This window comes from Nocardia sp. NPDC003979, assembly GCF_053605015.1.
Map to the genome: position 1 here is coordinate 361,905 of NZ_JBSGIJ010000001.1, position 24,669 is coordinate 386,573.

Below are 24,669 nucleotides of genomic sequence, written 5' to 3' on the forward strand. Positions count from 1 at the left end.
GGTCGCCGGATCGGGTGTGAAGCCGTCTCGGGGGCACCGCCGATGTCCGGGCGATGGCATAGTATCCGCTCCATGTCTTCACCGGGGGCGCAGACCATCACCGTGCGCCATGATGGAACCGAACGAGTCTTCGAAGCGAGCCAGCAGATCACCATGGGCCGTGCGCCCGAGGTCACCCTGTTCGTGGACAGTCCGCTGGTCTCGCGCGTGCACGCCACTCTGCGCTTCAGCAACGGCGCCTGGGTACTCGCCGACAACGGCAGTACCAACGGCGTTTTCGTCGACGCACGCAGGCTGAGTCAGCCGGTCTCGATCGACCGGCCGACCCAGGTGCGCCTGGGCGACGCGATCAGCGGGCCGCTGCTGCACCTCGTGCCCGCGGCGCCGGGGGCGGGATCGCGGCACGCGGCGACGATGGTCGCGCCGCCTTCGCAGCAGCAACCGCAGCACCGTCCGCCGCAACGCCCGTCCTTCCAGCCACCGTCACATCCGACTCCTCAACAGCAGCAACCACCTGCCCGGCCGCAGTACGTGCCGACCTCGCAGCTGCCGTCGCAGCCGGTCGCGCCGCAGGACAACATCAATATGACCCGCCGCGCCGACTCCTCGATGCTGCCGCCGGTGCGCAAGGCGGCCTCGACCGAACCGGTGGCGCGCGGTGACCGCATCCCGCCCGGCGGCCTGAGCATCGGCCGTACCTCCGACAACCAGATCGTGGTGAACGACCCGCTGGCCTCGCGCAAGCACGCGCGGCTGGTTTCCTCGCCGGAGGGGCTGGTCGTCGAGGACCTCGGGTCGGCCAACGGCACCTTCGTCAACGGTCACCGCCAGCAGCGCACGGTGCTGCACGAGCGGGACATCGTCACCATCGGCAACATCGACTTCGTCGTCGCGCAGGGTGCGCTGGTGCACCGGCAGAAGCCGGTCGCCGAGCTGGGACTCACGGTGCACGGGGTCGGGTTCACCGTCGAGGGCAACAAGCAGTTGCTCGTCGATGTGAACATGCAGGCCGGGCGCGGCACGCTCACTGCGCTGATCGGCCCCTCGGGCGCGGGCAAGTCGACGCTGTCGAAGCTGATCGCGGGCAATACCCAGCCCTCCGGCGGTGTGGTCACCTTCGAGGGCCGCAACCTGCACGCCGAATACGAGGCGCTGCGTTCGCGTATCGGCATGGTTCCCCAGGACGACGTGCTGCACCGGCAGCTCACCGTCCGCCAGGCCCTCGGTTTCGCCGCCGAGCTGCGGCTGCCGCCCGATACCACCAAGGCCGACCGTCAGCAGGTGATCGACGGTGTGCTGCAAGAGCTTTCGCTCACCCAGCACGCCGATACCCGGGTCGACCGGCTCTCCGGCGGTCAGCGTAAGCGCGCGTCGGTGGCGATGGAGCTGCTCACCGGTCCGTCGCTGCTGATCCTCGACGAGCCGACCTCGGGCCTCGATCCGGCGCTGGACCGCCAGGTCATGCAGATGCTGCGCGAACTGGCCGACGCCGGTCGCGTGGTCATCGTGGTCACCCACTCCGTGGCCTGCCTCGACATGTGTGACCAGGTGGTGCTGCTCGCGCCCGGCGGCAAGACCGCGTTCGCCGGCCACCCCGGTGGCGTCGGCGCGGCGATGGGTACCAGCGACTGGGCCGAGATCTTCGCCAATGTCGCGGCCAACCCGGACCAGGCCTTCGCGGCGTATCGGTCGAGGCAGGCCTATGTGCCGCCGCCACCGCCGCCGCAGCCGTTGCAGCGCGGCAATGCCGGTGCGCCGCCGCAGTCCAGTGGCATGCGGCAGTTCAGCACGTTGGCCCGCAGGCAGTTGCGGTTGATCTTCGCCGACCGCGGTTACCTGGTGTTCCTGGTGGTGCTGCCGTTCATCCTCGGCGCGTTGTCGCTGGTGGTGCCCGGTGAGAACGGCTTCGCCGCGGGGCCGCTCGTCGCCCAGCCCGACGGGTCGTTCGCCAAGTCCGGTGGTAGCGAGACCCAGCAGCTGCTGGTGGTGCTCATCCTCGGCGCGTGCTTCATGGGTGCGACGCTGAGTGTGCGCGACCTGGTCGGTGAGCGGACGATCTTCCACCGCGAACGGGCGGTCGGGCTGTTGCCCTCGGCGTACCTGCTGGCCAAGATCGCGGTGTTCAGCGTGGTCGCGTTCCTGCAGTCCGCGGTGCTGATCGGCATCACCCTGCTCGGTAAGAACCCGCCCGGTGCCGGATCGCTGATTCCGAACGGCAGTATCGAGCTCTACATCGACATCGCCATGACGGCGGTCTGCTGTGTGGTGTTCGGTCTGCTGATGTCGAGCCTGGCCAAGTCCAACGAGCAGGTCATGCCGATGCTCGTGGTGATGATCATGGTGCAGCTCGTGATGGCCGGTGGTCTGATCCCGGTGACCGACCGCGTCGGCCTCGAGCAGGTGTCGTACCTGTTCCCGGCCCGCTGGGGTTACGCCTCGGGGGCGTCGACCGTCGATCTGAAGAATCTGTTCTGGGGTGCGCAGGACGATTCGCTGTGGACGCACTCGGTCGGCATCTGGATCCTCGACATCGTGATGGTGCTCGTGATCACCGCCGCTCTGGCGTTCCTCACCTGGACCCGTCTGCGACTGAAGCGTTCACAGGCATGACCGGGCAGGTAGAAGCCGTTTCGGCGGACACACTGCGCGTGTCGAGCGCCGACCGGGCACACTTGAGCCTGTGACCGTTCGAGTTGGCGCCCTGCATCTGGGGTGGGATGTGGTGTCTGTCGCCGCGGGTGGCGGTGAGACCCCCATCCGCCCGGTTCAGGTGGAGGGCACCTACACCCCGCCCGCCTACCTGCTCGCCGACGCCGCTGGCAGGTTGCACACCGCCGGTGTCGACCGGCAGCGACCCGATCTGGGGATGGCGATCGCCGACGTGCGCGACATCCTCGGGCACCCGCAGATCGTGATCGCCGGCGCCACCTGGCCCGCCGAACTGGTATTTCGGGCCAGGCTCTACAACCCGCTGGCGGCCGTCGGCAAGTATCTGCGCGGTAAGCCGCAGCTGGTGGCGTTGCCGTATCCCGACAGCTGGCCGGAGGAGAAGGTCGAGGTCTACGCCGGGCTGGTCGAACAGCTCGACGTGGTCGTCGAACCGCTGCCGGAGAGCGTCGCGCTGTCGGGATACCTGCGCGCGCTCGGCCTGGTCTCGCCGCCGAGCGAGCGGCACCACACCGGCATCGGCGCCACCGGCATCTACTCCGACGGCCGCACGCTGCTGGTCGTCGCGGTGCACGGTGACGACGAGCAGCCGACCGAATCGGTGGAGATCTCGGTGAACCCGGAGGCGCTGCGCGACGCGCGCACCGCCGACAACGTGGTGATCGAGGCGATGGCCGCGGCCCGTTCCATCGGCGCCGACACCTCGACGGTGCTGCTCGCGGGCAACGTCTGCTTCAACGACGCGCTGCGCCTGGCCTTCCAGAACCACCTCGGACAGCGGCTGCAGGTGGCCGATCACCCGATGCACGCGCTGGTGCTCGGCGCTGCGCATCTGCTGGTCACCGAGCCGTTCGACGAGGACGACTACCCCGAACCGCAGCATCCCGGACAGGCTTATGCCGCCCAGGTCGGCTGGGGTGCGCCGCCCGCCGCGCCGCCCGCCGCCCAGCCGCCGGGGCCCGCCGGTTTCGTGGCCGGACCGCCCGCCCAGTCCGGTGGGCGGCACGCGCTCGACGACGAAGCCGACCAGCGCGGAAAGCTCCTCGGCAAGGTCAAGAAGGGGTTCTTCGGCGCACCCGCCGTGCTCGGTGCGCTCGCGCTCGCCGCCACCGGCTGGCAGACCGACACCACCCTCGCGGCCGACGCCTCGGACTGCGCGTTCACCCCGTACGTCAACACCACGCCGCCCGACGGCATCGCGACCGCGGACGGCAGCGTCGTCGACGGGTGCGCCACCCCCGGCATCGACAACCTGCGCTACCTGATCCCCGGCCCTGCGCGCACCACCGACCCGGGCCCACCGGTGGTCATCTAGTCCGATTGTGGGGGCGTCATACCCGGCTGGTATCGTTGGCCGCTGGCGTGTGGAACGTCGACCCGTTCGCGGTTCGGTGTCTCCGCGATGTCCCGGGTCTCCACCGGCCGCCGGGACAAATCTCGACTCCGGGATCCATGACAGTTGGCCGGCAACACCGACGACAGACAGGGAACGACTGTGCCTACGTACAGCCCCAAGGCAGGTGACGTCACCCGCAAGTGGTACGTCATCGACGCCACTGACGTAGTCCTCGGCCGTCTCGCCGTGCAGGCCGCTGGCCTGCTGCGCGGCAAGGGCAAGCCGACCTACGCACCCCACGTCGATGGTGGCGACTTCGTCATCATCATCAACGCGGACAAGGTTGCCATCTCCGGCAACAAGAAGCAGGACAAGCTGATCCACCACCACAGCGGACACCCGGGCGGCCTCAAGTCGCGCACTGTCGGCGAGGTGTTGGCGACCCGTCCCGATCGTCTCGTGGAGAAGGCCGTCAAGGGCATGATCCCGAAGAACAAGCTGGGTAACGCGATCGCGGGCAAGCTGAAGGTCTACGCAGGCCCGAACCACCCCCACGCCGCGCAGCAGCCGGTTCCGTTCGAGATCAAGCAGGTGGCCCAGTGACCGCTCCTGAAGAGTTCACCCCCGAAGAGTTCGACGCGGTCGACGAGACCGTGGTCGAGGTCGTCGAAGACGGCGAAGGCTACGACGAGGGCGAGACCGTCTACGAGGCGTCCTACGAGCCGATCGTCATCGATCGTCCCGTGCAGACCGTCGGCCGTCGTAAGGAAGCCGTCGTCCGCGTGCGACTGGTTCCGGGCTCCGGCAACTTCACCCTCAACGGCCGCACCATCGAGGATTACTTCCCGAACAAGGTGCACCAGCAGCTGGTGAAGTCCCCGCTGGTGACCGTCGAGCGGACCGAGTCCTTCGACATCGTCGCCCTGCTGCACGGCGGCGGCCCCTCGGGTCAGGCAGGCGCCCTGCGTCTGGCCATCGCCCGCGCGCTGATCGAGGTCACCCCCGAGGATCGTCCGGCGCTCAAGCGTGCCGGCTTCCTGACTCGTGACCCGCGTGCCACCGAGCGCAAGAAGTACGGCCTCAAGAAGGCCCGTAAGGCGCCTCAGTACTCGAAGCGCTGATTTCGGCACTGCCGACCACCGTCTTCGCCTACCTTGGCTGAGGCGGTACGGTCTGCGGAGCACGTGTGCGAGAGCAGGCTTCCAGCACGGCTGGTCGCCTGCTCTCGTGCTGTATATGGACCACCTACAAGGGGCAGGTATGGGACGGCTATTCGGTACGGACGGCGTTCGTGGGCTCGCCAACGAGTCTTTGAGCCCGGAGCTGGCGATGCGGGTCGCGGGTGCGGCGGCGCAGGTGCTCAGCCGGGGCAAGAAGCGTCCGGTCGCGGTTCTCGGCCGTGATCCGCGGGCCAGCGGCGAGATGCTCGAGGCCGCGGTGACCGCGGGCCTGACCGCCACCGGTGTCGACGTGCTGTCCGTCGGTGTGCTGCCCACCCCGGCCGTGGCCTACCTCACCGGCCTCTACGACGCGTGCTTCGGCGTGATGATCTCCGCCTCGCACAACCCCATGCCCGACAACGGCATCAAGATCTTCGCGGCGGGCGGGCACAAGCTCGACGACGCCGTGGAACAGCGGATCGAAGCCCTGATCACCGACGGCACGACCGTGCGCCCGACCGGCGCGGGCATCGGCCGCGTGCGCGGCGACTACACCGTCGAGGGCACCCACGAACGCTATGTCGAGCATCTGCTCGAATCGACCGGGGAGAACCTGTCCGGGCTCACCGTCGTGGTCGACTGCGCGCACGGCGCGGCCGCCGAGGTGGCGCCGCAGGTGTACCGGGAGGCCGGCGCGACGGTGATCGCGATCAACGCCGAACCCAACGGTCTCAACATCAACGACGGCTGCGGCTCCACCCACCTGGACGCGGTCCGCGCCGCGGTGCTCGCCAACCGCGCCGATCTCGGTGTCGCACTCGACGGCGACGCCGACCGGTGCCTCGCGGTCGACGCCGCGGGCGAGGTGGTCGACGGCGACAAGATCATGGCGGTACTCGCGCTGGCCATGCGGGAGTCGGGCGAACTGGTCGAGGACACCCTGGTCGCCACGGTGATGAGTAACCTCGGTCTGCATATCGCCATGCGCGAAGCCGGTATTCGCGTGCTCACCGCCGCTGTCGGTGACCGCTACGTGCTCGAGGAACTGCGTCGCGGCGGGTTCAGTCTCGGCGGCGAACAGTCGGGTCACGTGGTTTTCCCGCGCTACGGCACCACCGGTGACGGTGTGCTCACCGGGCTGCGGTTGATGGCCCGGATGGCCCAGACCGGTCGTGGGCTCGGGGACCTGGCGTCGGTGATGAGCACCGTGCCGCAGGTGCTGGTGAACGTGAAGGTGTCGGACAAGGCCGCGGTCGCCGCTGCCCCCGAGGTGCGCGACGCGGTGGCCGAGGCGGAGCGCATGCTCGGCGAGTCGGGCCGGGTGCTGTTGCGGCCCAGCGGCACCGAGCAGCTGGTTCGGGTGATGGTCGAGGCCACCGATCCGGCGCAGGCGCGTCAGCTGGCCGACGACCTGGCCAAGCAGGTCGCCGCCGTCTGATCCGCTGGCGCGGGGTCGCCGCTGCCTCTACTATCGGCGTACGCCGTAAGGACCTGTGTGCCCGTGGCGCGTGTGCTCGCTCGGCGCACCGGAAAGTTAGGCGCGCAGCATGATTCGAAGGGGGGCCGATCGTGGCGCCGCTGCCTGCCCGCAACTACCAGGATCAGTACTACGAGTACGGCGAGCCACACCGCTGCGGTGGGGCGTGCGGACGGCCTGGGTGTCGTGAAGTGCCGCAGGGGTATTCGCCGACGGTGCCGATCCGCGACGAAGGATACGGTCAGCGCATCGAGGCCGAGTCGTCGCGCAGCGGCGCGGTGGCGGTGCCACGGCCCTCGCCGCGCTCACGGTCGCTGATCGTGGTTGTCGCGATCCTGCTCGCCACGCTCGTCGCCGGGTTGGTCGGGATCAAGTTCGGGTCCGATATCGACCTGTTCGGTGCGGCGGAAACGGCTGTGGTCCAACCGATCTGATCAGAACTGGCCGGCGATGAAACCGGTGAACAACACTAGGAAACCGCCGACCTCACCCACGATCAGCCCGTACATCGACAATTTCAGCGCGCCGGAGATCTCCCCGGCGAACTGGTCGGTGGTGTCGCGGCGCAGGCCGTGCATCACGTAGCTGGCGATCGCCCCGGCGAAGAACGCGAGAACCACCAGGTCGGCGGCCAGGTTCACGAGCGTGGGCCAGGCGCTGAGCTCGGTGAACACGGCAAGCACCAGGCCCGCGAAGGAATACATCAGGGCCGCGCGGTGCGCGATGTCGACGTAGATGTGCGCGGCGCCGTCGATCCGGATGCCGCGATACTTCCAGATCCCGAGCAGCAGGGCGCTCAGGAAGATCAGACCGGTGACGAGCAGCGTGACGCGGGTGTCGATGCCTAATGCCATGGGGTGTCCTATTTCTCGGTGAGCAGCCCGGCGGCCATGTGCCAACGGCGGGTCGCTCGCACAGAATCCAGCATGCGTCGGTCGTGCGTCACCAGAATCAGGGTGCCCGTGAAGGATTCGACCGCCTGCTCGAGCTGTTCGATGGCGGGCAGGTCGAGGTGGTTGGTCGGTTCGTCCAGGACCAGCAGGTTCACCCCGCGCGCCTGGAGCAGGGCGAGGGCCGCGCGGGTGCGTTCACCCGGTGAGAGCGTGTCGCACGCCCGGATCACATGCGGACCGCGCAGCCCGAACTTGGCCAGCAGCGTGCGGACATCGGCGTCGGGCCAGTCCGGCATGGCCGCGCCGAAGGTGTCGACCAGCCGGTCGGTGCCGCGGAACAGGCCACGCGCCTGGTCGACCTCGCCGATGGCGACACCGGAACCCAAAGCGGCAGAACCGGAATCGGGAGCGATCTTGCCCAGCAGTAGCCCGAGCAGAGTGGACTTGCCCGAACCGTTGGCGCCGGTGAGCACGATCCGGTCCGCCCAGTCGATCTGGGTGGTGATCGGTCCGAGCGTGAACTCGCCGCGGGTGACCGTCGCATTGTTGGCGGTGGCAACCACCGCACCACTGCGCGGGGCGGTGGCGATCTCCATCCGCAGCTCCCACTCCTTGCGCGGTTCCTCGACCACCTCGAGCCGTTCGATGCGGCGCTGCGTCTGCCGGGCCTTCGCCGCCTGCTTCTCGGTCGACTCGGCGCGCGTTTTGCGGCCCATCTTGTCCGAGTCGTTCTTGCCTTTGCGCCGGGCATTGCGCACGCCGTGCTCGAGCCAGTTGCGCTGCATCTGGGCGCGCGCCTCCAAACCCGCTTTGGTGTCGGCGAATTCGTCGAACTGCTCGCGGGCGTGTTTGCGGGCGATCTCGCGCTCGGTGAGATACGCCTCGTAGCCACCGTCGTACATGCCGTACTGCTGCTGGGCCAGGTCCAGTTCCAGCACACGATTCACGGTGCGCGCCAAGAACTCCCGGTCGTGACTGATCACCATCAGCGGCACCCGCACGCCGGTGACGAAACGTTCCAGCCGTTCCAGGCCGTCGAGGTCGAGATCGTTGGTCGGTTCGTCGAGCAGCAGAATGTCGAAGCGCGACAACAACACCGATGCCAGCCCGGCACGTGCCGCCTGGCCACCCGACAGGCCCGTCATCGGGGTGTCGAGACCACCGGCCAGACCATCGATGAGGCCGAGTTCGGCCGCAACCTCCTCGGCCCGCTGCTCGAGGTCCGCGCCGCCGAGGGCCAGCCAATGTTCCAGCGCGGGGGAGTAGTCGTCGTCTCCGCCCTCGCCGAGTCGCTCGGCCGCAGCGTCCATCACCCGCTGCGCGTGCGCCACACCCGTTCGGCGGGAGAGGAATTCGAGCACGGTCTCGCCTTCGATGCGCTCGGGTTCCTGCGCCAGGTAGCCGACGGTGGCGTCCGGCGGGCTCAGGGTGATCGTTCCGTCGCCCGCGTCGCGCTCGGCCAGCATCCGCAGCAGCGTCGACTTGCCCGCGCCGTTCACGCCGACCAGCCCGATCACATCGCCCGGGGCGAGGGTGAAGTCGAGGTCGGCGAACAGGGTCCGTTCGGCGTGTCCCGCGGAAAGGCCGCTGGCGTGCAATGTCGTGCTCACCGCTCGAGTCTGCCCGATCTCAGGGTGTGACCCTTAGATGGGGTGGCCCGAAATCAGGGTGCGGATGGGTCCGTCGACCGATGCCGGGGAGTGGCACCCGACGGCACTGTGGAGTCATCACCGCTCGACCAGGAAGGCACACCATCATGACTGCCCCCACCCGCCGCTTCACCCGCTCGACCAGCGACAAATGGATCGCAGGCGTCTGCGGCGGCATCGCCGACTACTTCGGGTGGAGCCCGAGCGTCGTCCGCCTCGCCTTCGTCGCCTCCTGCCTGCTGCCAGGACCCCAGTTCCTGCTCTACCTGATCCTGTGGCTGATCATGCCCAAGAAATAACACCCGACGTGGCCGTGAGCCGCTCGCGGATGACAGGATGGTGGAGTTCCGCCGCGCCGTCATCCGCGAGTTTCCCGTTTGAGGAGGAGCCATGGTCACCTCGGGCGACATCCCCGGCTTCGGCCTACCCGACATCGACGCGCACACACCCCTCGACAGCCTCGGCCCCGTCGAACTCAACTCCCCCTCCCAAGACCTCGACACCGACGGCGTCGCCGACTCCCTCACCCACACCGACCCCAACTCCACCACCATCTGGTCCGACTACGACGAGGACGGTCTGGCCGACCACGTGACGGTGATCGAGGACGACGGTGACTACGCGGCGTGGGAGTACCACCGGCATCCGGACGGGACGTCGGAGTGGCGGCGGACCGATCAGGGGAATCTGGGAAAGTAGATTTCGTGGGAACCGATGGACGGGTTCGCCCGTCGAAGTAGGTAGGGCGTCATCCGGGCGCTGTGTGTTGGGGAGGTGGGGGAGATGGGCGACAAAGCTTCCGGCGGGGTCATCGTCGATCAGGTCGCGATGAAGCAGACCGCCGACACGGTGCGGGACACCGTGACAGCGACCCGTACCTCGGCGAAGGCGGTCGACACCCTGGAATGGGTCGCGGCCGACGCCGGGAGGGCTTACACCGGCAGCGGGCAGAAGATCGATCTGGCGTTGGGTCGGGTGGTCGGCTGGGCCAAGGTCTGGACGAGTGCCTCGGAGGGGCTCGCGGACGCGATCGGTAAGGCGGCCGTCGAGTACACCGATGTCGACGTGAGTACCGCGCGCGGGCTCGACGGCGCCGCCCCCGCTCCGGCGAAGTAGGTGCGGCCGTGACCAAGTCGATCGACAGCCTTCTCGATGACGGTGCTCCCGGCCTGCAGTATTTCGAGCAACTGGGTCCGCGGTATGTTGCCGCCTTCGGCGGAAGCTTCGACTTCTACGAATTGGTGCGACCGTACGACAACGAGCGCCAGATGAACATCACCAAGCTGGACGCCGCGGCCGTCGCGGTGCGCCAGCTGTTGACCACGGCTGACGCCGAAGTCGCTGCCCAACAGTCGGCCGCGCAATCGATGCAGTCCGGATGGCAGGGCGCGGCCGCCGAAGCTGCTGCCGCGCAGCTGGGTCGGGTCGCCACGATGGCAGGCGAGGATCGCGATGCGGTGCGGAATTTCGAAGTGGCGCTGACAGCGGCGGCGGCACAGATCCCAGAGCTGGTGAAAGCCAAGGCCGACACGGTGCTCAAGCTGACGGATGGCTCGGTGGAGAGGTACATCGAGGGGGCGAAGAAGGCGTTGCCGTCGGTCGGTGGATTGAGCCCACACGATATCGACTGCGTCATCTTCGGGTCGAAGAACGGCCGCGGCCTCATGGACGAACAGTTGTCCACGATAACGACCCATCGTAACGCGGCAGGCGTGATCGACGTCCCCGACACCAGAGCAGGACTCGACACGAGTTCGTCAGATTACACGGACGCGATCAAGCAGATCTGTACGCGCTGGCTGTCGATTGTTTTCATGCCGGACTACAACCAAAAGGTGCAGATCTTCAGAGACCAGTGCACCACGACCAGGATCGCCATCGAGGCTCTGTTCACGGCTGTGGAGACAGCGGCGGCCGGTGTTGTCGAGCGCGGCTATCCGTCGGTGTCGGGATCTGGAAACGCGCCTGTCGAGGACAAGAAGACTCAGGAAGACCCGTCGAAGACCGAAGACAAGTCGACGGCGAAGGGTAACGAAGACAACTCCGGTGGCGGCCAGTCGGCCGACGCCGGTGGTCAAACCTCCGCTGCCGCTACCCAGACCGGCGACACCTCTGCTGGATCGACCGCGAAAACAACGACCGAGACGAAAGAAACCACCGAAGACTCGACCACCGACGACTCCGACTCGAGTACGGCCTTGACCAGCATTGCCTCGACGATGAGCAGCCTCGCCACCACCGTGTCGGATGCGCTGACCGGCGACCTCGGGAGCACCCTCACCTCCAGCATCGAATCGGTCGGCACGTCGATCGGTGACGGCATCGAGCAATTGACCGAACAGGCGAGCAGCCTGCTCGCGGAGGGTGGGCAGGCTTCGTTCCAGCTCGGCGACACCGCGGTGAGTATCGAAGCGGGCGCGAACGGGCTGTCGTTGACGACGACCGACGCGAGCGGCGCTACGAGTCAGTACACGTTGTCTTTGAACGAGAACGGGATTCCGGTACTGACACAGGAATCCGATTCGTCGGCGGGCGCTCCCGAGGATGAGTCGAGCGGTGTTCTCGGCTCGGGCACACCGCAGTCCGGCACCGGCGAGGGCGAGGCGGGCGCGGACGCCGGCAGCGAAACGAGTGCCCCCGATGCGACGGGGCCGGACACTCCTGACCTCACCGATGCCCCGGTGACGAGCGAAATCGGTTCGGGTGAAGAATCTTCGGGTTCGGTGGCAGGCGGTGTTCCGGTCGCACCGCGCCCAGCCGGGCAGGAGACCGATGGGGAGCACGTCCCGAGCGTTGATCTACCCGTGAGCGATCCGGGTGACAGCGGAGCTGTCCTCGCCGAGGCGGGCCCACTGTGATGGTTGGCGAAACGTCCTCGATTTCGGGAGGATAGGCGACCGTGGACTACGCGGCAGAGATCGAGCAGATCGCGGCGGAGGCGCGGCGGCGGTCGGCGCTGCTGATGGGTGAGATCGATGAGGTCAACCGGCAGACCGCGATGCGCGCGGAACAACTGGCCGTCGACGCGGCCGCCCGCCTGCGAGAACTGGCCGAGGAGGAATCCGAGGCCGCCGAAACCGTTGAGCCGCAACCTGTTCAGCTGGAGCCGGTCTACGAGCCTCCCGTCCGCATGACTGCGGCCCCCGCACCCGCTCCCTTCGTTCCGGACCCGACCATGACCCCCGAAGAGCAGCGGCAGGCCGAGATTCGGGCGGCCGTCGCCCGGGCACGTGCCGCGCGGCAAGCCAGATCGACGGTCGCGCCCTCTGACGGTGATTACGACCCCGAATCGGAGTATTACCGTCGCTCCACTTGGTTGGACTGATCCGGTAAGACCTCACGCGGTTTCCCGGGCAGCGGTCGCTCCGAACCCGCGAAACAAGCGCGATGTCGAGGCTTGCCGCGCGGATCCGTACCGAGGTGGGCGGAGCTGACCGTGCGCGGCCGGTCAGCCTCGAATGAGTTTGGCGACCGTGCCGAGGGACAGTTTCGGGGCCTCCACCTCGACCTCGGCGTGGGGGTCGATGACGGTGGTATGGGGGATGGTGGCTTCGGGGTCGGCGAACGGCTTGCATTTCTTGTCGCCCTGGACCGTGGCCAACAGGTAGCCGGTGAGCAGGGCTCGGGTGGCCTTGTCGGTTTTGTATTCGTAGCGGCCCGCGCCGAGGGCGGCGAAGAGGCGGCGGCCTTCGATGATGCCGTTGTGGGTGGCGCCGTCGAGGCGGCGCAGGAGGCAGGGGCCCGACCAGGCGGTGGCGAGGGGGCGGGCGTTGGAGTTGATGGAGTCGAGGTCGTCGCCTGCCAGGATCAGGGCGGGGGTGTCGAGGTCGGTGGCGATGTTCTCCGCGGCGGGGGAAGTGGGCGCGGGGAAGAGGGCGGCGACGGTGGCGACGGGGCGCTGGGCGGCGGCGATCACGGCGGCACCCGCGCCCATGCCGTGACCGGCCAGGGCGAGGCGGTCGGGGTGGACGCTGATGGTGCCGTCACCGAGGCGGACCTTGCTCACGATGTCGAGGGTGGTGAGCAGATCGGCGGCGAGGTCGAGGTGTGACGGGATCGGTCCGCGTTCGGTGTCGGGGGCGGCGACCACGAAACCCCACGATGCGATGTGCTCGAGCAGGCCCTTGTAGTTCTCGGCGCTGGTCAGCCAGCTGTGCGCGAACGCGACGGCGGGCAGGTTCAGCCCGGACTCCGGGGTATAGACCACGCCGGGTTGACCGGCGATCCCGAGGTTGCCACGCAGCACCCGGTGAGGACCGCGCATGGACAGGGTGCTCAGGAGCGATTTCACGGAGTCCGACACGGCGTGAAGAGTATCCGATCAGTAGGGTGGTGGACCATGTGCGGAATCGTTGGCTACGTCGGATACCGGGATGCGCTCGGCGTTGTCGTCGACGCGCTGCGTCGCATGGAGTACCGGGGCTACGACTCCGCGGGGGTGGCGATTCTCGACGGAAACGGGGGAATCGCGGTCGAACGCAAGGCGGGGCGGCTGGCGAATCTGGAAGCCGAACTCGACGCCGCCGACGGCGCGAAATTCGCCGGGACCAGCGGAATGGGCCACACCAGGTGGGCCACGCACGGCGCGCCGACCGACCGCAACGCCCACCCGCACCGTGACCCCTCCGGCAAGCTGGCCGTGGTCCACAACGGCATCATCGAGAACTTCGCACCGCTGCGTCGCGAGCTGGAGGACGCCGGGATCGAGCTGCTCAGCGACACCGACACCGAGGTCGCGGTGCATCTGGTGGCGCGCGCGTACGCCGAGGGGCCGACCGCCGGTGACTTCACCGCGAGCGTGCTCGCCGTGCTTCGCCGCCTCGACGGCGCGTTCACGCTGGTGTTCACCCATGCCGACCATCCGGGCACGATCGTCGCGGCGCGGCAGTCGACGCCGCTGGTCGTCGGGGTCGGACAGGGTGAGATGTTCATCGCCTCCGATGTCACCGCGTTCATCGAGCACACCCGCGAAGCCGTGGAGCTCGGCCAGAACCAGGCCGTCGTGATCACCGCCGACAGCTACACCGTCACCGACTTCGACGGCGATTCCGACGTGACGAGCAGGCCGTTCACCATCGACTGGGACCTGGCCGCCGCCGAGAAGGGTGGCCACGACTACTTCATGCTCAAGGAGATCGAGGAGCAGCCGACCGCGGTCGCCGACACTCTGATCGGGCATTTCGTCGTCGACGAGAACGGCGGCCGGATCGTGCTCGACGAGCAGCGCCTCGCCGACCAGGAACTGCGCGAATTCGACAAGGTGTTCGTGGTGGCGTGCGGCAGCTCCTACCATGCGGGTCTGCTGGCCAAGTACGCCATCGAGCACTGGACGCGGGTGCCGGTGGAAGTGGAGCTGGCCAGCGAATTCCGTTACCGCGACCCGGTACTCGACCGGTCGACGCTGGTGGTCGCGATCTCGCAGTCGGGCGAGACCGCCGACACGCTGGAAGCGGTGCGCCACGCCAAGGAGCAGAAGGCGCGCGTGCTCGCGATCTGCAACACCAACGGCGCGCAGATCCCGCGCGAGTCCGACGCGGTGATCTACACCCGCACCGGGCCGGAGATCGGCGTGGCCTCGACCAAGGCGTTCCTGGCGCAGGTGGCCGCCAACTATCTGGTCGGCCTGGCGCTGGCGCAGGCGCGCGGCACGAAGTACCCCGACGAGGTGGCCCGCGAGTTCGCCGAGCTCGAGTCGATGCCGAAGCTGATCGCGCGGGTGCTCGACACCGCGCCGCAGGTGCGTGCCATCGCCCGCGAGCTGGCGCACGTGCCGACGGTGCTGTTCCTCGGCCGCCACGTGGGTTACCCGGTGGCGCTCGAGGGTGCGCTCAAGCTCAAGGAACTGGCCTACATGCACGCCGAGGGTTTCGCGGCGGGCGAGCTCAAGCACGGGCCGATCGCGCTGATCGAAGACGGTCTGCCGGTGATCGTGGTGATGCCGTCGCCGAAGGGCCGCGCGGTGCTGCATTCGAAGCTGCTCAGCAATATTCGCGAGATCCAGGCCCGTGGGGCGCGCACGATCGTGATCGCGGAGGAAGGCGACGACACGGTCCGCCCGTTCGCCGACGACCTCATCGAGATCCCGGTCGCCCCGACCCTGTTCCAGCCGTTGTTGTCGACGGTCCCGTTGCAGATCTTCGCCGCCGAGGTGGCGCAGGCGCGCGGCTACGACGTCGACAAGCCGCGCAACCTGGCGAAGTCCGTCACCGTCGAATAGGACTTATTCGACGGTGATCTGGCCGCGCATCTCGGGGTGCAGGGAGCACAGGTAGCGGTAGGTGCCGGGCTGGGTGAAGGTGTAGGACCATTCGCCCTTGTCGATGATGGGGCTGTTGATGCCCATCGCCTTGTCGCCGATGCCCTGCACGTTGTGTGGGGCCTTGTCGGAGAACTTCCAGGTGACGGTTTGACCGACCTTGACGGTCGCCTGGGCCGGGCTGTACTTCATGTCGCTGACCTCGACCGTGAGGGCGGCGTCCACCTCGACGCTCGGGGTGGTCGTGGTGCTGACCGGGCGGGGTTTGCGGGTTGTTGTGGTGGCGGCGTTGTCCGAATCGCCGGAGCAACCGGCGGCGAGCAGGGCGGCGACCACGGTGAATCCGGCGGCAACCCGTGCGGCGCGGTGACGAACCATCGACATGGTTGTGCAGCGTAGTCTGCGAACGATCGCGGGACGGTCGTGGCCCGCGCGGGCGCAGGTGGGAGGCGAACGATGGTTGCTCGGCGTGACTATTTCACCGTCGATCAGGTGCGGGCGGCCGAGGCGGAACTGTTCACCCGGGTACCCGACGGTGTGCCGATGCGGCGCGCGGCGTTCGGGTTGGCGCGGGTGGTCGCCGATGAATTGCGTTCGCGCACAGGGGGAGTGGTCGGACGTTGCGTTGGTCTGCTGGTCGGATCCGGTGACAACGGTGGTGACGGGCTGTGGGCCGGTGCGATGCTGCGGCGACGAGGGGTGGCGGTGCAGGCGGTGCTGCTGAACCCGGAGCGCGCGCATGCGCAGGGGCTCAGTGCTTTTCGGCAGGCCGGTGGTCGAGTGGTCGATCGACTGGGCGAGGTCGACGTGGTGGTCGACGCCATCGTCGGTATCTCCGGCAAGGGGCCGTTGCGACCTGCTGCTGCGGAAGCGGTTGCCGCCATTGATGTCCCGATCATTTCCGCCGATCTGCCCAGTGGTGTCGACCCGGACACCGGGGCCATCGACGGGCCCGCCGTGCGGGCGGACGTGACGGTGACGTTCGGGTCTTACAAGCCCGTACATGCCCTGGCGCCTGCGAGTTGCGGACGAATCATTCTGGTGCCCATAGGGTTACAGCTTCCATCTCGCACGCTGTCGCAACTCGATCCGGCCGAGATCGGCGCCGGGTGGCCGGTACCCGGGCCGTTCGACGACAAGTACACCCAGGGAGTGACGGGCGTGTGCGCGGGCAGCGCGGAATATCCGGGCGCCGGAGTGCTGTGTACCGGTGCGGCCGTGGCGGCGACCTCGGGAATGGTGCGGTACGCCGGCAGTGACACCGAGGTGGTGAAGCAACTCCCGGAAGTCGTTGCCGCACCGGGCATCCAGGAAACCGGCCGGGTACAGGCCTGGGTCTTCGGGCCTGGTGTCGGCACAGACAGGCGCGACGATCTCGCCCGGCTGCTCGCCACGGATCTCCCGGTGATCGTCGACGCCGACGGCCTCACCATCCTCTCCCACGAACCCGACCTGGTACGCGGTAGGCAAGCCCCGACCGTCCTCACACCGCACGCGGGCGAGTTCGCCCGGCTCACCGGTGCGAGCCCCGACCCGGACCGGGTGGCAGCGGTCCGCGCCCTGTCCGAGCGATGGGACGTGACAGTGCTACTGAAGGGCCGCGCCACCATCATCGCCACCCCCGGCGAAACGACCCTGGTCAACGATGCGGGCGGCTCCTGGGCCGCCACCGCAGGCTCCGGTGACGTCCTCGCCGGCATCATCGGTGCCCTCCTCGCGGCAGGCAAACCCCCCACCTGGGCAGCCGCAGCGGCAGCCCGAACCCACGCCCTGGCCGCCAACCTCGCCGCCCACGCGGGCGAAACCGCGGGCGCCCCCATCTCGGCCGCTCCCCTCCACACCCACATCCGATCCGCCATCCGCCTCCTGAGAGAACTGACCCCGACAGCAACCAACTGATCACGCACGAACATGGGTAACTCACCGGGAACGGGTTACCGCGACCCGATGCTCGGTCTGGCCGCCGACGCAGCTCCCGCCGGACCTAAGTCCGGCCCGAGTTTCGGAGAGGCGGACCAGCCAGGCAGGATCGGGAGGGTGAATGCGCAAGTGGAGACGGTCATCGACCTCGACGCCATTGCTCACAACGTGCGCGTGCTGCGTGGCTTCGCGCAGGGTGCCGCAGTGATGGTCGTGGTCAAGGCCGACGGGTACAACCACGGTGCCGTGCAGGTCGCGCGCGCCGCGCTGGGGGCGGGCGCGCGGGAACTCGGTGTCACCACGGTCGCCGAGGCGCTGGAATTGCGGGCGGCCGGTATCGACGCCCCGATTCTGTGCTGGCTCAACACCATCGACGCCGACTACGGTGCGGCGATCATGGCCGACGTGGAGATCGGGGTGTCCTCGCTCGAGCAGGTGCGGGTGGTCGAGCAGGCCGCGCGCAAGACCGGCCGCACCGCGACGATCTCGCTCAAGGTCGATACCGGACTGAACCGCAACGGCGTATCGGTGACCGAGTATCCGCAGGTCCTGGCCGCCGTGCGGGCCCTCGTCGACGACCGCGTGCTGCGTTTGCGCGGGATCTTCTCCCACCTCGCGCACGCCGACGAACCGGGCAATCCCGCCATCGACCGGCAGCGGGAACGGTTCCTCGAGGCCGTCGCGCTGGCCAAGGAACACGGCCTGGAGCCGGAGCTGATCCACCTGTCGAATTCGGCGGCCACCCTCACCCGCCCCGACCTGCACTTCGACCTGGTCCGGCCGGGTATCGCGGTCTACGGGCTCTCCCCGATCCCGGAGCTCGGCGACTTCGGATTGCGGCCCGCGATGACGCTGCAGGCCCAGGTCACCCTGGTCAAACGGGTGGCTGCCGGGGAAGGCGTGTCCTACGGGCACCGGTGGATCGCGCCACGCGACACCACCGTGGCCCTGGTTCCCGCCGGATACGCCGACGGTGTGTTCCGTTCGCTCAGTGGGCGTTTCGAGGTGTGGCTCGGCGGCGCGCTGCACCGTAATGTCGGAAGAGTGTGCATGGACCAGTTCATGGTCGACCTGGGCGACAACGTCGGCAATGTACGCGCGGGCGACCGGGCGGTGCTGTTCGGTGGCGGCGCGGGACACCCGCATGCCCTGGACTGGGCGCGGCTGCTCGACACCATCGACTACGAGATCGTGTGCTCGCCACGCGGTCGCGCGGTCCGCCGCTACGTGGGGACCGGTCGATGAGGCGCCGTCAGGTGGTGCGCGGCGGGTTCGCCACCGCGGGCGTGCTCGGGGCGCTCGCCCTCGCCCACACGCTGCGCCGCATCGGCGCGCGGGTGCGCTGGCCCGCCGAACGCGACGAGTACCGCGACGAGAACTTCGCCCTGATCGATGAGGACGAGCCAGGTGAGGTCCGCGCCGACGACGGTGTGTCGCTGGCCACCCGCACCTACGGCGACGACACCGCCGAGGTGACACTCGTCTTCGTCCACGGCTTCTGCAACAGCATGGACTCGTTCCACTTCCAGCGCCGCGACCTGGCCCAGCAGTGGGGCCCGCGGATCCGGATGGTGTTCTTCGACCAGCGCGGCCACGGCCGCTCCGGCACGCCGAGCACCGACAGCTGCACCATCTCCCAGCTCGGCCGCGACGTAGCCACCGTGATCCGCACCTGTGTGCCGAAGGGGCCGGTGGTGCTCGTCGGACATTCGCTAGGCGGGATGGCGGTGCTCGCGGCGGCCGCGCAGTTCCCCGAACTGTTCGCCACCAGGGTGGCCGGGGTCGCCCTGCTCAACACCGCCGCTGCCGAGGTCACCTCCACCGGCGTGCTGCAGCTGTTGCGGCATCCGGCGCTGGGCGTTTTCGGGCTGGCGGTGCGGTCGGCGCCCGCGCTGGTGCAGTTCGGGCGCTCGGCGAGCAAGCACGTGGTGACGCCGATCCTGCACGTCAGCTCGTTCCACGGGCCGGTGAGTCCCACGCTGTCGCGATTCACCACCATGATGATCGACCGCACACCCGTCGCCACCGTCGAGAAGTTCCTGAAAACGATTGAGTTGCATGATGAATCGGCCGCGCTGCCGACCCTGAACAAGCTGCCCGTGCTCGTCCTCGGCGGCGCGCACGACATGGTGATCCCGTTCGAGAACTCGCGCCTGCTCGCCGAGGCACTGCCCAACTGCGAGCTGGTGAAGATCGGTGAGGGAGCGCACATGCCGCACCTGCAGTTCCCCCAGGTGACCCTCGACGCACTCGACCGGCTGCTCGCCCGCGCGGGCGCCGAGAGCTTCGGCGGGGAGGCCGTCGGTGGCTGACCCACGCACCCGCGTCCTGCCGTCCGTCGACGACACCGAGGCGCTCGGCCGCGAACTCGCGCAGACACTTCGCCCCGGCGATCTGGTGGTGCTCGACGGCCCACTCGGCGCCGGTAAGACCGCCTTGACCAGGGGCATCGCCGCCGGCCTCGGTGTGCAGGGGCGGGTGAGCTCGCCGACGTTCATCATCGCGCGCGCCCACCGCGCCGGGCAGCGACCCGACGGCTCGCCCGGGGTGCCGATGGTCCACGTCGACGCCTACCGGCTCGCCGGTGACCTCGACGAGCTCGATTCCCTCGACCTCGACACCGACCTGAACCACGCGGTCGTCGTCGTGGAGTGGGGCAAGGGCGTGGTCGAACACCTCGCCGACCGGCACCTGCGCGTGCAATTGGTGAGGGAACCGGAATCCGATGTGCGCACGGCTGTCTGGGAATGGATCGGCTGACGCGCGCGGACCCGATCCACCAGTGCGCGCCGGTCGCGGATACCACCCGGTATTGTTGAGACAATCATGCTCGTACTAGCAGTCGACACCGCGACACCTGCCGTTACAGCGGGATTGGTGCATCTGTCACCGGCCGACGACGCGGACTCCCGACCCGCCGTGGCCACCCTCGCCACCCGGGTGAAGGTCGACGCACGCGCCCACGCCGAGGTCCTCACCCCGCAGATCCTCGAATGTCTCGCCGAAGCCGGGGTGGCCCGCGCCGACCTCGACGCCGTCGTCGTCGGGATCGGGCCAGGCCCGTTCACCGGCCTGCGCGTGGGCATGGCCACCGCGGCCGCCTTCGGTGACGCGCTCGGCCTGCCCGTGCACGGCGTGTGCAGCCTCGACGCCATCGCCGCCGACAGCGCGGACGAACAACGCGAGGCAGGCGAACTGCTGGTGGTCACCGACGCGCGCAGGCGTGAGGTGTACTGGGCGCGCTACCTCGACGGTGCGCGGGTGGCCGGGCCCGAGGTGTGCAAACCCGCCGACGTACCGATGGGCGACGCCGTCGCCATCGCGGGGTCGGCCGCCCACGTCGACGACTTCGACCTGCCGGTCCTGCCGAACGAGACGCCGTCGCCCGCGGGCCTGGTCGCCGTCGCCGCGCCCGCCCTGCTGGCCGGTGCGGTGCCCGAGGCGCTCGTGCCCCTGTACCTGCGTCGGCCCGACGCCGTGGAGAACAGCTTCCGCACCCTGGCGGGCGCCTCGTGACCTACCGCATCGCCCCGATGACCGTGCACGACATCGACCGCTGCGTCGAACTCGAACACCTGCTGTTCCCGGAGGACGATCCCTGGCAGGCGGTGTCGTTCCGGTCCGAGCTGGCCGGGGCGCACAACCGCTACATCACCGCCCGCGACGAGAACGACACCATGGTCGGCTACGCGGGCATCGCGCTGCTCGGCGACAACGCCCATCCCGAGGCCGAGGTGCACACCATCGGGGTCGACCCGGAGTGTCATCGCGGTGGCATCGGCACCCTGCTGCTCGAGGCCCTGCTGGCGACGGCGGCCGAGCGCGGTGGCCCGGTGTTCCTCGAGGTCCGCACCGACAACGCGCCCGCGATCGCGCTATACGCCAAGCACGGCTTCCACATCATCGGTTTGCGCAAGAACTACTACCACCCGAGTGGGGCCGACGCGTACACGATGCGGCGTCCGGAACTCACCGCCGCGGCCGACGAGTGGGCCGCGCGCGGTCGCCAGGACGAGGTGCTGTCGTGAACGGCGCGCGCTGTGCCGCCGTATTCGCCTACCGGATCGGATCGACTGTGAGCGGGGCCGCGGCGTGATCGTCATGGGGATCGAGAGTTCGTGCGACGAAACGGGAGTCGGCATCGTGCGCCGTCATCCCGACGGGTCGGTCGAACTGCTCGCCGACGAGGTGGCCTCGAGTGTCGACCAGCACGCCCGTTTCGGCGGTGTGGTGCCCGAGATCGCCTCGCGCGCACACCTCGAGGCGATCGTGCCCGCCATGCGCCGCGCGCTGGCGGCCGCCGGGATCAGCAAGCCGGACGCGCTCGCCGTCACCATCGGGCCCGGTCTCGCCGGTGCGCTGCTGGTCGGCGTCGCCGCCGCCAAGGCGTATGCGGCGGCCTGGGATGTGCCGTTCTACGCGCTCAATCACCTCGGTGGTCACGTGGCGGTGGATACGCTCGAACACGGCCCGCTGCCACCCGCTGTGGCGCTGCTCGTGTCGGGTGGGCACACGCATCTGCTGCAGGTGAGCGATCTCGGCTCGCCCATCACCGAAATGGGCAGCACCGTCGACGACGCCGCGGGCGAGGCTTTCGACAAGGTTGCCCGACTGCTGGGCCTCGGGTATCCCGGCGGCCCCGCACTGGACGCCATGGCACAGGACGGTGACCCGCGCGCCATCGCCTTCCCGCGCGGCATGACCGGCCCGCGCGACGCCCGCTACGACTTCTCCTTCTCCGGCCTCAAAACCGCCGTCGCCCGCTACGTGGAAGCCGCGCAGCGCCAGGGCATCACGCCCGAACAGCTGCCGATCCCGGATATCGCCGCGTCGTTCCAGGAGGCCGTGGCCGATGTGCTGACGATGAAGGCGGTGCGTGCGGCGACCGATGTGGGTGTCGACACGATCGTGCTCGGCGGCGGTGCCACGGCGAACTCGCGGATCCGCTCGCTGGCCGAGGAGCGCTGTGCCGCGGCCGGATTGACCCTTCGGGTGCCCAAGCCGCGTCTGTGCACGGACAACGGTGTGATGATCGCGGCCCTCGGTGCGCATGTGATCGCGGCGGGCGCCGAACCCGCCGAGCTGACGGTGGCGACGGACCCCGGGCTGCCGGTGTCGGTGAGCGCGCTGCGCTAGATCCGCTGGTTCTAGTCGGCCGGGACGAGCGGGGTTACGCCTGTTGTCGGCGGAACCACGAGGCTGCCGCTGGCCGGTGCCTGGGTGGGTGAGGTGTTCGGAGTCGACGGACGCTGCTGGCCGCGACCGGATCCGCTGTTGATGCCTCCCGGCGATTCGGGGTACGGGATCTGCGGGAGGTTCGGGTCGGGGCGCAGGGTCGGTGCCGTGGTCGTGGGCGACGGGGACGGCGCGGGGGTGGTCGACGGTGTGGACGTCGGCGGTGTCGTGGTGGTCGGCTCCTGGGTGGGAGCGGACGACTCGACGACCGGCGGGGCAACGGTGACCCCGGTGCGGTCGGTGCTCTCTCGATAGGTGGGTGTCGGTGCCTGCGGCACCACGGGTAACGGCGGCTGGCGCACGGTGCTGCTGGTGCCTGCGGGCGTCACATCGGGGGCATCCGGCGAGATGGTCCGCACGCCGTAACCGATCACCAGCCCGACCACGACCACCGCACCGGCCAGCGTGCCGATCACCTTGGCGAAGGTGCCGCTCGGCGCGTCACCGAGGGTGGCCACCTGCAAACCGGAGGGGGCCGCCGCGTCGGCGAGCAGGGCCGCGCCCTTGGCGATCACGGCCTCGGGATCCGGCACCGTGACCACGGGGACGTCCAGGCGCGCGTCGAGGGTGTCGAACACGCTTGGGATGTTCGCGCAGCCGCCGATCACCGCGACCGCCTCGGGATACTTCGGTGCTCTGGTGAACACCGAGGCCGTGAACACCGCGATATTGCGCAGCAGCCCGCCGATGAGCTCCTCGAAATCGGAGCGCGTCAGTTTCAGCGGCTGCCCGGCCACGTGGTCGATGGTGACCGCGGGCGCGACGGTGAGGTGTTCCTTGGCGGCGCGGCCGCGATTGGTGAGGGTCTGGCGGTTGGGCCTGGTCCCGCGCCGGGCGTAGTGCAGGTCGACGAGGTGGTGGTAGATCAGCTCGTCGATGGCGTTGCCGCTGAGGGTGGGGGTGCGTTCGGTGTGCAGGACCGTACCGTCGGCCTGGTCGGCGACGGTGACGGTGAGGCCGGTGGCGCCGAGGTCGACCACGGCCACGGTCGAATACCGGTCGAGCAGACCGGTATTGCGCAGATAGGCGAGTGCGGCGGTGCCTTCGGGGACCAGGCGCAGATCGCGGTGGTGCGAACACGCGGCCCGGATGGCCTGGGCCTGCTCGCGGTTGCGGTAGGCGACGGCCACACTGGTCGGTGGGCGCGAGCGCGTGGCGACGGCACGGCGGTGCGCGCCGGTGGAGTAGCGTCCGAGCGGTTCGCCATCCAGCTCCACGTGCTGCTGGGACACGGGTAACTGGTTGGTCATCAGTTCGATCGACGACGACACGAGGTCGCCGAGGTCGGAGTGGGCGGCGTCGGCGGAGACGACGCGGTAGTCGAAGTTCTGTTCGCCGGATGGAGCGGTGGCGACCAGAGCCGAGCACACCACCTCGTTCCCGGCGGAAATGCCGAGGGATGTTCGCATGTTCACCTCCCTTCGAGCGGATGGTTCCAACGGAGGCCGACCATCTCGAATGGAACGATATGCATACTCTGTCACAGCCTGTTATGCGAACGTTACAGATTCAGTCGGTCGATGTGAAGATCACCATTACGCGCGGGCGTGTCGATATTGCGACATTGGCAGAACCCGACCTTGAGCGCTGGCACTCTCGCGTATAGAGTGCTAGTCGGCACTGTGTAGCTGTGCTTGTGCCATCGACGACTACTGGGCTCGGAGTCCCGGCACCCGCGACGACGGGGCCTGCGCGCAGGGTCGCATGCTGAACCGAACCCGGTCCGGGGCAACAGTTCCGGACAACCGAATTCCCCTGAAAGTGGAGGGCTCAACGTGGCGAGCGTGAACATCAAGCCGCTCGAGGACAAGATCCTCGTCCAGGCCAACGAGGCCGAGACGACGACGGCCTCCGGCCTGGTCATCCCGGACACGGCCAAGGAGAAGCCGCAGGAGGGCACCGTCATCGCCGTCGGCGAGGGCCGGATCACCGAAAAGGGTGACCGCATCCCCGTCGATGTCAAGGAAGGCGACGTCGTCATCTACAGCAAGTACGGCGGCACCGAGATCAAGTACCAGGGCGAGGAATACCTCATCCTCTCGGCGCGCGACATCCTGGCCGTCGTCACCAAGTAAG

General features: G+C 68.7%; 25 protein-coding genes. 20 read left to right on the top strand and 5 right to left on the bottom strand.

The genetic code is table 11. From position 1 onward, the window contains the following. Window positions 1–72: 72 nt before the first annotated feature. From ACWEVR_RS01430 to ACWEVR_RS01455, 6 genes are all read left to right on the top strand, one after another. The gene (locus ACWEVR_RS01430) at window positions 73–2,610 is read left to right on the top strand and encodes an FHA domain-containing protein (RefSeq protein ID WP_452465376.1); all 2,538 of its coding nucleotides are present in this window, start codon (window positions 73–75) and stop codon (window positions 2,608–2,610) included. 70 nt (window positions 2,611–2,680) lie between these two features. Beyond that, on the top strand, window positions 2,681–3,982 hold the full coding sequence (locus ACWEVR_RS01435) for a hypothetical protein (RefSeq protein WP_452465377.1): 1,302 nt from the start codon (window positions 2,681–2,683) through the stop codon (window positions 3,980–3,982). Window positions 3,983–4,162: 180 nt separating this feature from the next. Next, complete coding sequence (gene rplM, locus ACWEVR_RS01440; protein ID WP_022567307.1) at window positions 4,163–4,606, top strand: 50S ribosomal protein L13; 444 nt, start codon at window positions 4,163–4,165, stop codon at window positions 4,604–4,606. Further along, window positions 4,603–5,124: a 30S ribosomal protein S9 gene (gene rpsI / locus ACWEVR_RS01445; RefSeq protein ID WP_357147180.1), complete on the top strand. Its 522-nt coding sequence runs from the start codon at window positions 4,603–4,605 to the stop codon at window positions 5,122–5,124. The genes rplM and rpsI overlap by 4 nt, the downstream gene beginning before the upstream one ends. A 139-nt stretch (window positions 5,125–5,263) precedes the next feature. Further along, on the top strand, window positions 5,264–6,601 hold the full coding sequence (gene glmM / locus ACWEVR_RS01450) for a phosphoglucosamine mutase (protein WP_452465378.1): 1,338 nt from the start codon (window positions 5,264–5,266) through the stop codon (window positions 6,599–6,601). 131 nt (window positions 6,602–6,732) lie between these two features. After that, window positions 6,733–7,074, top strand: a complete 342-nt coding sequence (locus tag ACWEVR_RS01455) for a hypothetical protein (RefSeq protein ID WP_067490926.1) — start codon at window positions 6,733–6,735, stop codon at window positions 7,072–7,074. Here ACWEVR_RS01455 and ACWEVR_RS01460 read toward each other — a convergent pair whose 3' ends face one another. Together ACWEVR_RS01460 and ACWEVR_RS01465 are read right to left on the bottom strand one after the other, a co-directional pair. Further along, a complete protein-coding gene (locus ACWEVR_RS01460) occupies window positions 7,075–7,494 on the bottom strand; it encodes a hypothetical protein (RefSeq protein ID WP_452465379.1) in 420 nt (139 codons plus the stop codon). Between the two features lie 8 nt (window positions 7,495–7,502). Then, window positions 7,503–9,089: an ABC-F family ATP-binding cassette domain-containing protein gene (locus tag ACWEVR_RS01465; protein ID WP_452465679.1), complete on the bottom strand. Its 1,587-nt coding sequence runs from the start codon at window positions 9,087–9,089 to the stop codon at window positions 7,503–7,505. 200 nt (window positions 9,090–9,289) lie between these two features. Here ACWEVR_RS01465 and ACWEVR_RS01470 point away from each other — a divergent pair, with 200 nt between their 5' ends. The 5 genes from ACWEVR_RS01470 to ACWEVR_RS01490 all read left to right on the top strand — a co-directional run bounded on the left by ACWEVR_RS01470 (window position 9,290) and on the right by ACWEVR_RS01490 (window position 12,507). Further along, window positions 9,290–9,481 carry a PspC domain-containing protein gene (locus tag ACWEVR_RS01470; RefSeq protein WP_067490919.1) on the top strand — a complete coding sequence of 64 codons (192 nt, stop codon included), beginning with the start codon at window positions 9,290–9,292 and terminating at the stop codon, window positions 9,479–9,481. 91 nt (window positions 9,482–9,572) lie between these two features. Beyond that, on the top strand, window positions 9,573–9,881 hold the full coding sequence (locus tag ACWEVR_RS01475; RefSeq protein WP_357399501.1) for a DUF6802 family protein: 309 nt from the start codon (window positions 9,573–9,575) through the stop codon (window positions 9,879–9,881). An 84-nt stretch (window positions 9,882–9,965) separates the two neighbouring features. Continuing rightward, window positions 9,966–10,298, top strand: coding sequence for a hypothetical protein (locus ACWEVR_RS01480; protein WP_357399500.1), 333 nt, complete (start codon window positions 9,966–9,968; stop codon window positions 10,296–10,298). 8 nt (window positions 10,299–10,306) lie between these two features. Beyond that, a complete protein-coding gene (locus ACWEVR_RS01485) occupies window positions 10,307–12,040 on the top strand; it encodes a hypothetical protein (protein ID WP_452465380.1) in 1,734 nt (577 codons plus the stop codon). A gap of 41 nt (window positions 12,041–12,081) precedes the next feature. Further along, entirely contained in the window at window positions 12,082–12,507 is a 426-nt protein-coding gene (locus ACWEVR_RS01490) for a hypothetical protein (RefSeq protein WP_452465381.1), read from the top strand. 123 nt (window positions 12,508–12,630) lie between these two features. Here ACWEVR_RS01490 and ACWEVR_RS01495 read toward each other — a convergent pair whose 3' ends face one another. Then, a complete protein-coding gene (locus ACWEVR_RS01495; protein ID WP_452465382.1) occupies window positions 12,631–13,485 on the bottom strand; it encodes a poly(ethylene terephthalate) hydrolase family protein in 855 nt (284 codons plus the stop codon). Window positions 13,486–13,521: 36 nt separating this feature from the next. Here ACWEVR_RS01495 and glmS point away from each other — a divergent pair, with 36 nt between their 5' ends. Further along, complete coding sequence (gene glmS / locus ACWEVR_RS01500; protein ID WP_452465383.1) at window positions 13,522–15,399, top strand: glutamine--fructose-6-phosphate transaminase (isomerizing); 1,878 nt, start codon at window positions 13,522–13,524, stop codon at window positions 15,397–15,399. 3 nt (window positions 15,400–15,402) lie between these two features. Here the strand turns inward: glmS and ACWEVR_RS01505 are convergent, their stop codons facing one another. Further along, entirely contained in the window at window positions 15,403–15,822 is a 420-nt protein-coding gene (locus ACWEVR_RS01505; protein WP_378668163.1) for a cupredoxin domain-containing protein, read from the bottom strand. Between the two features lie 72 nt (window positions 15,823–15,894). Between ACWEVR_RS01505 and ACWEVR_RS01510 the strand changes: the two genes are divergently transcribed. The 7 genes from ACWEVR_RS01510 (at window position 15,895) to tsaD (ending at window position 22,494) form a co-directional block, all read left to right on the top strand. After that, on the top strand, window positions 15,895–17,337 hold the full coding sequence (locus ACWEVR_RS01510) for an NAD(P)H-hydrate dehydratase (protein WP_452465384.1): 1,443 nt from the start codon (window positions 15,895–15,897) through the stop codon (window positions 17,335–17,337). Between the two features lie 48 nt (window positions 17,338–17,385). After that, entirely contained in the window at window positions 17,386–18,603 is a 1,218-nt protein-coding gene (gene alr / locus ACWEVR_RS01515; protein ID WP_452465680.1) for an alanine racemase, read from the top strand. Continuing rightward, entirely contained in the window at window positions 18,600–19,670 is a 1,071-nt protein-coding gene (locus ACWEVR_RS01520) for an alpha/beta fold hydrolase (protein ID WP_452465385.1), read from the top strand. Before alr ends, ACWEVR_RS01520 begins: the two co-directional genes overlap by 4 nt. Then, on the top strand, window positions 19,663–20,118 hold the full coding sequence (gene tsaE / locus ACWEVR_RS01525; RefSeq protein ID WP_452465386.1) for a tRNA (adenosine(37)-N6)-threonylcarbamoyltransferase complex ATPase subunit type 1 TsaE: 456 nt from the start codon (window positions 19,663–19,665) through the stop codon (window positions 20,116–20,118). Before ACWEVR_RS01520 ends, tsaE begins: the two co-directional genes overlap by 8 nt. A gap of 66 nt (window positions 20,119–20,184) precedes the next feature. Then, a complete protein-coding gene (gene tsaB, locus ACWEVR_RS01530; protein ID WP_067641277.1) occupies window positions 20,185–20,874 on the top strand; it encodes a tRNA (adenosine(37)-N6)-threonylcarbamoyltransferase complex dimerization subunit type 1 TsaB in 690 nt (229 codons plus the stop codon). Next, the gene (gene rimI / locus ACWEVR_RS01535; RefSeq protein WP_067490895.1) at window positions 20,871–21,386 is read left to right on the top strand and encodes a ribosomal protein S18-alanine N-acetyltransferase; all 516 of its coding nucleotides are present in this window, start codon (window positions 20,871–20,873) and stop codon (window positions 21,384–21,386) included. Before tsaB ends, rimI begins: the two co-directional genes overlap by 4 nt. A gap of 64 nt (window positions 21,387–21,450) precedes the next feature. Further along, window positions 21,451–22,494, top strand: coding sequence for a tRNA (adenosine(37)-N6)-threonylcarbamoyltransferase complex transferase subunit TsaD (tsaD, locus tag ACWEVR_RS01540; RefSeq protein ID WP_067490893.1), 1,044 nt, complete (start codon window positions 21,451–21,453; stop codon window positions 22,492–22,494). 11 nt (window positions 22,495–22,505) lie between these two features. On the opposite strand, the gene ACWEVR_RS01545 is transcribed toward tsaD, so the two are convergent. After that, window positions 22,506–24,002: an Hsp70 family protein gene (locus tag ACWEVR_RS01545; RefSeq protein ID WP_452465387.1), complete on the bottom strand. Its 1,497-nt coding sequence runs from the start codon at window positions 24,000–24,002 to the stop codon at window positions 22,506–22,508. A gap of 366 nt (window positions 24,003–24,368) precedes the next feature. Between ACWEVR_RS01545 and groES the strand changes: the two genes are divergently transcribed. Then, on the top strand, window positions 24,369–24,668 hold the full coding sequence (groES, locus tag ACWEVR_RS01550; protein ID WP_067490891.1) for a co-chaperone GroES: 300 nt from the start codon (window positions 24,369–24,371) through the stop codon (window positions 24,666–24,668). Window position 24,669: the final 1 nt, after the last annotated feature.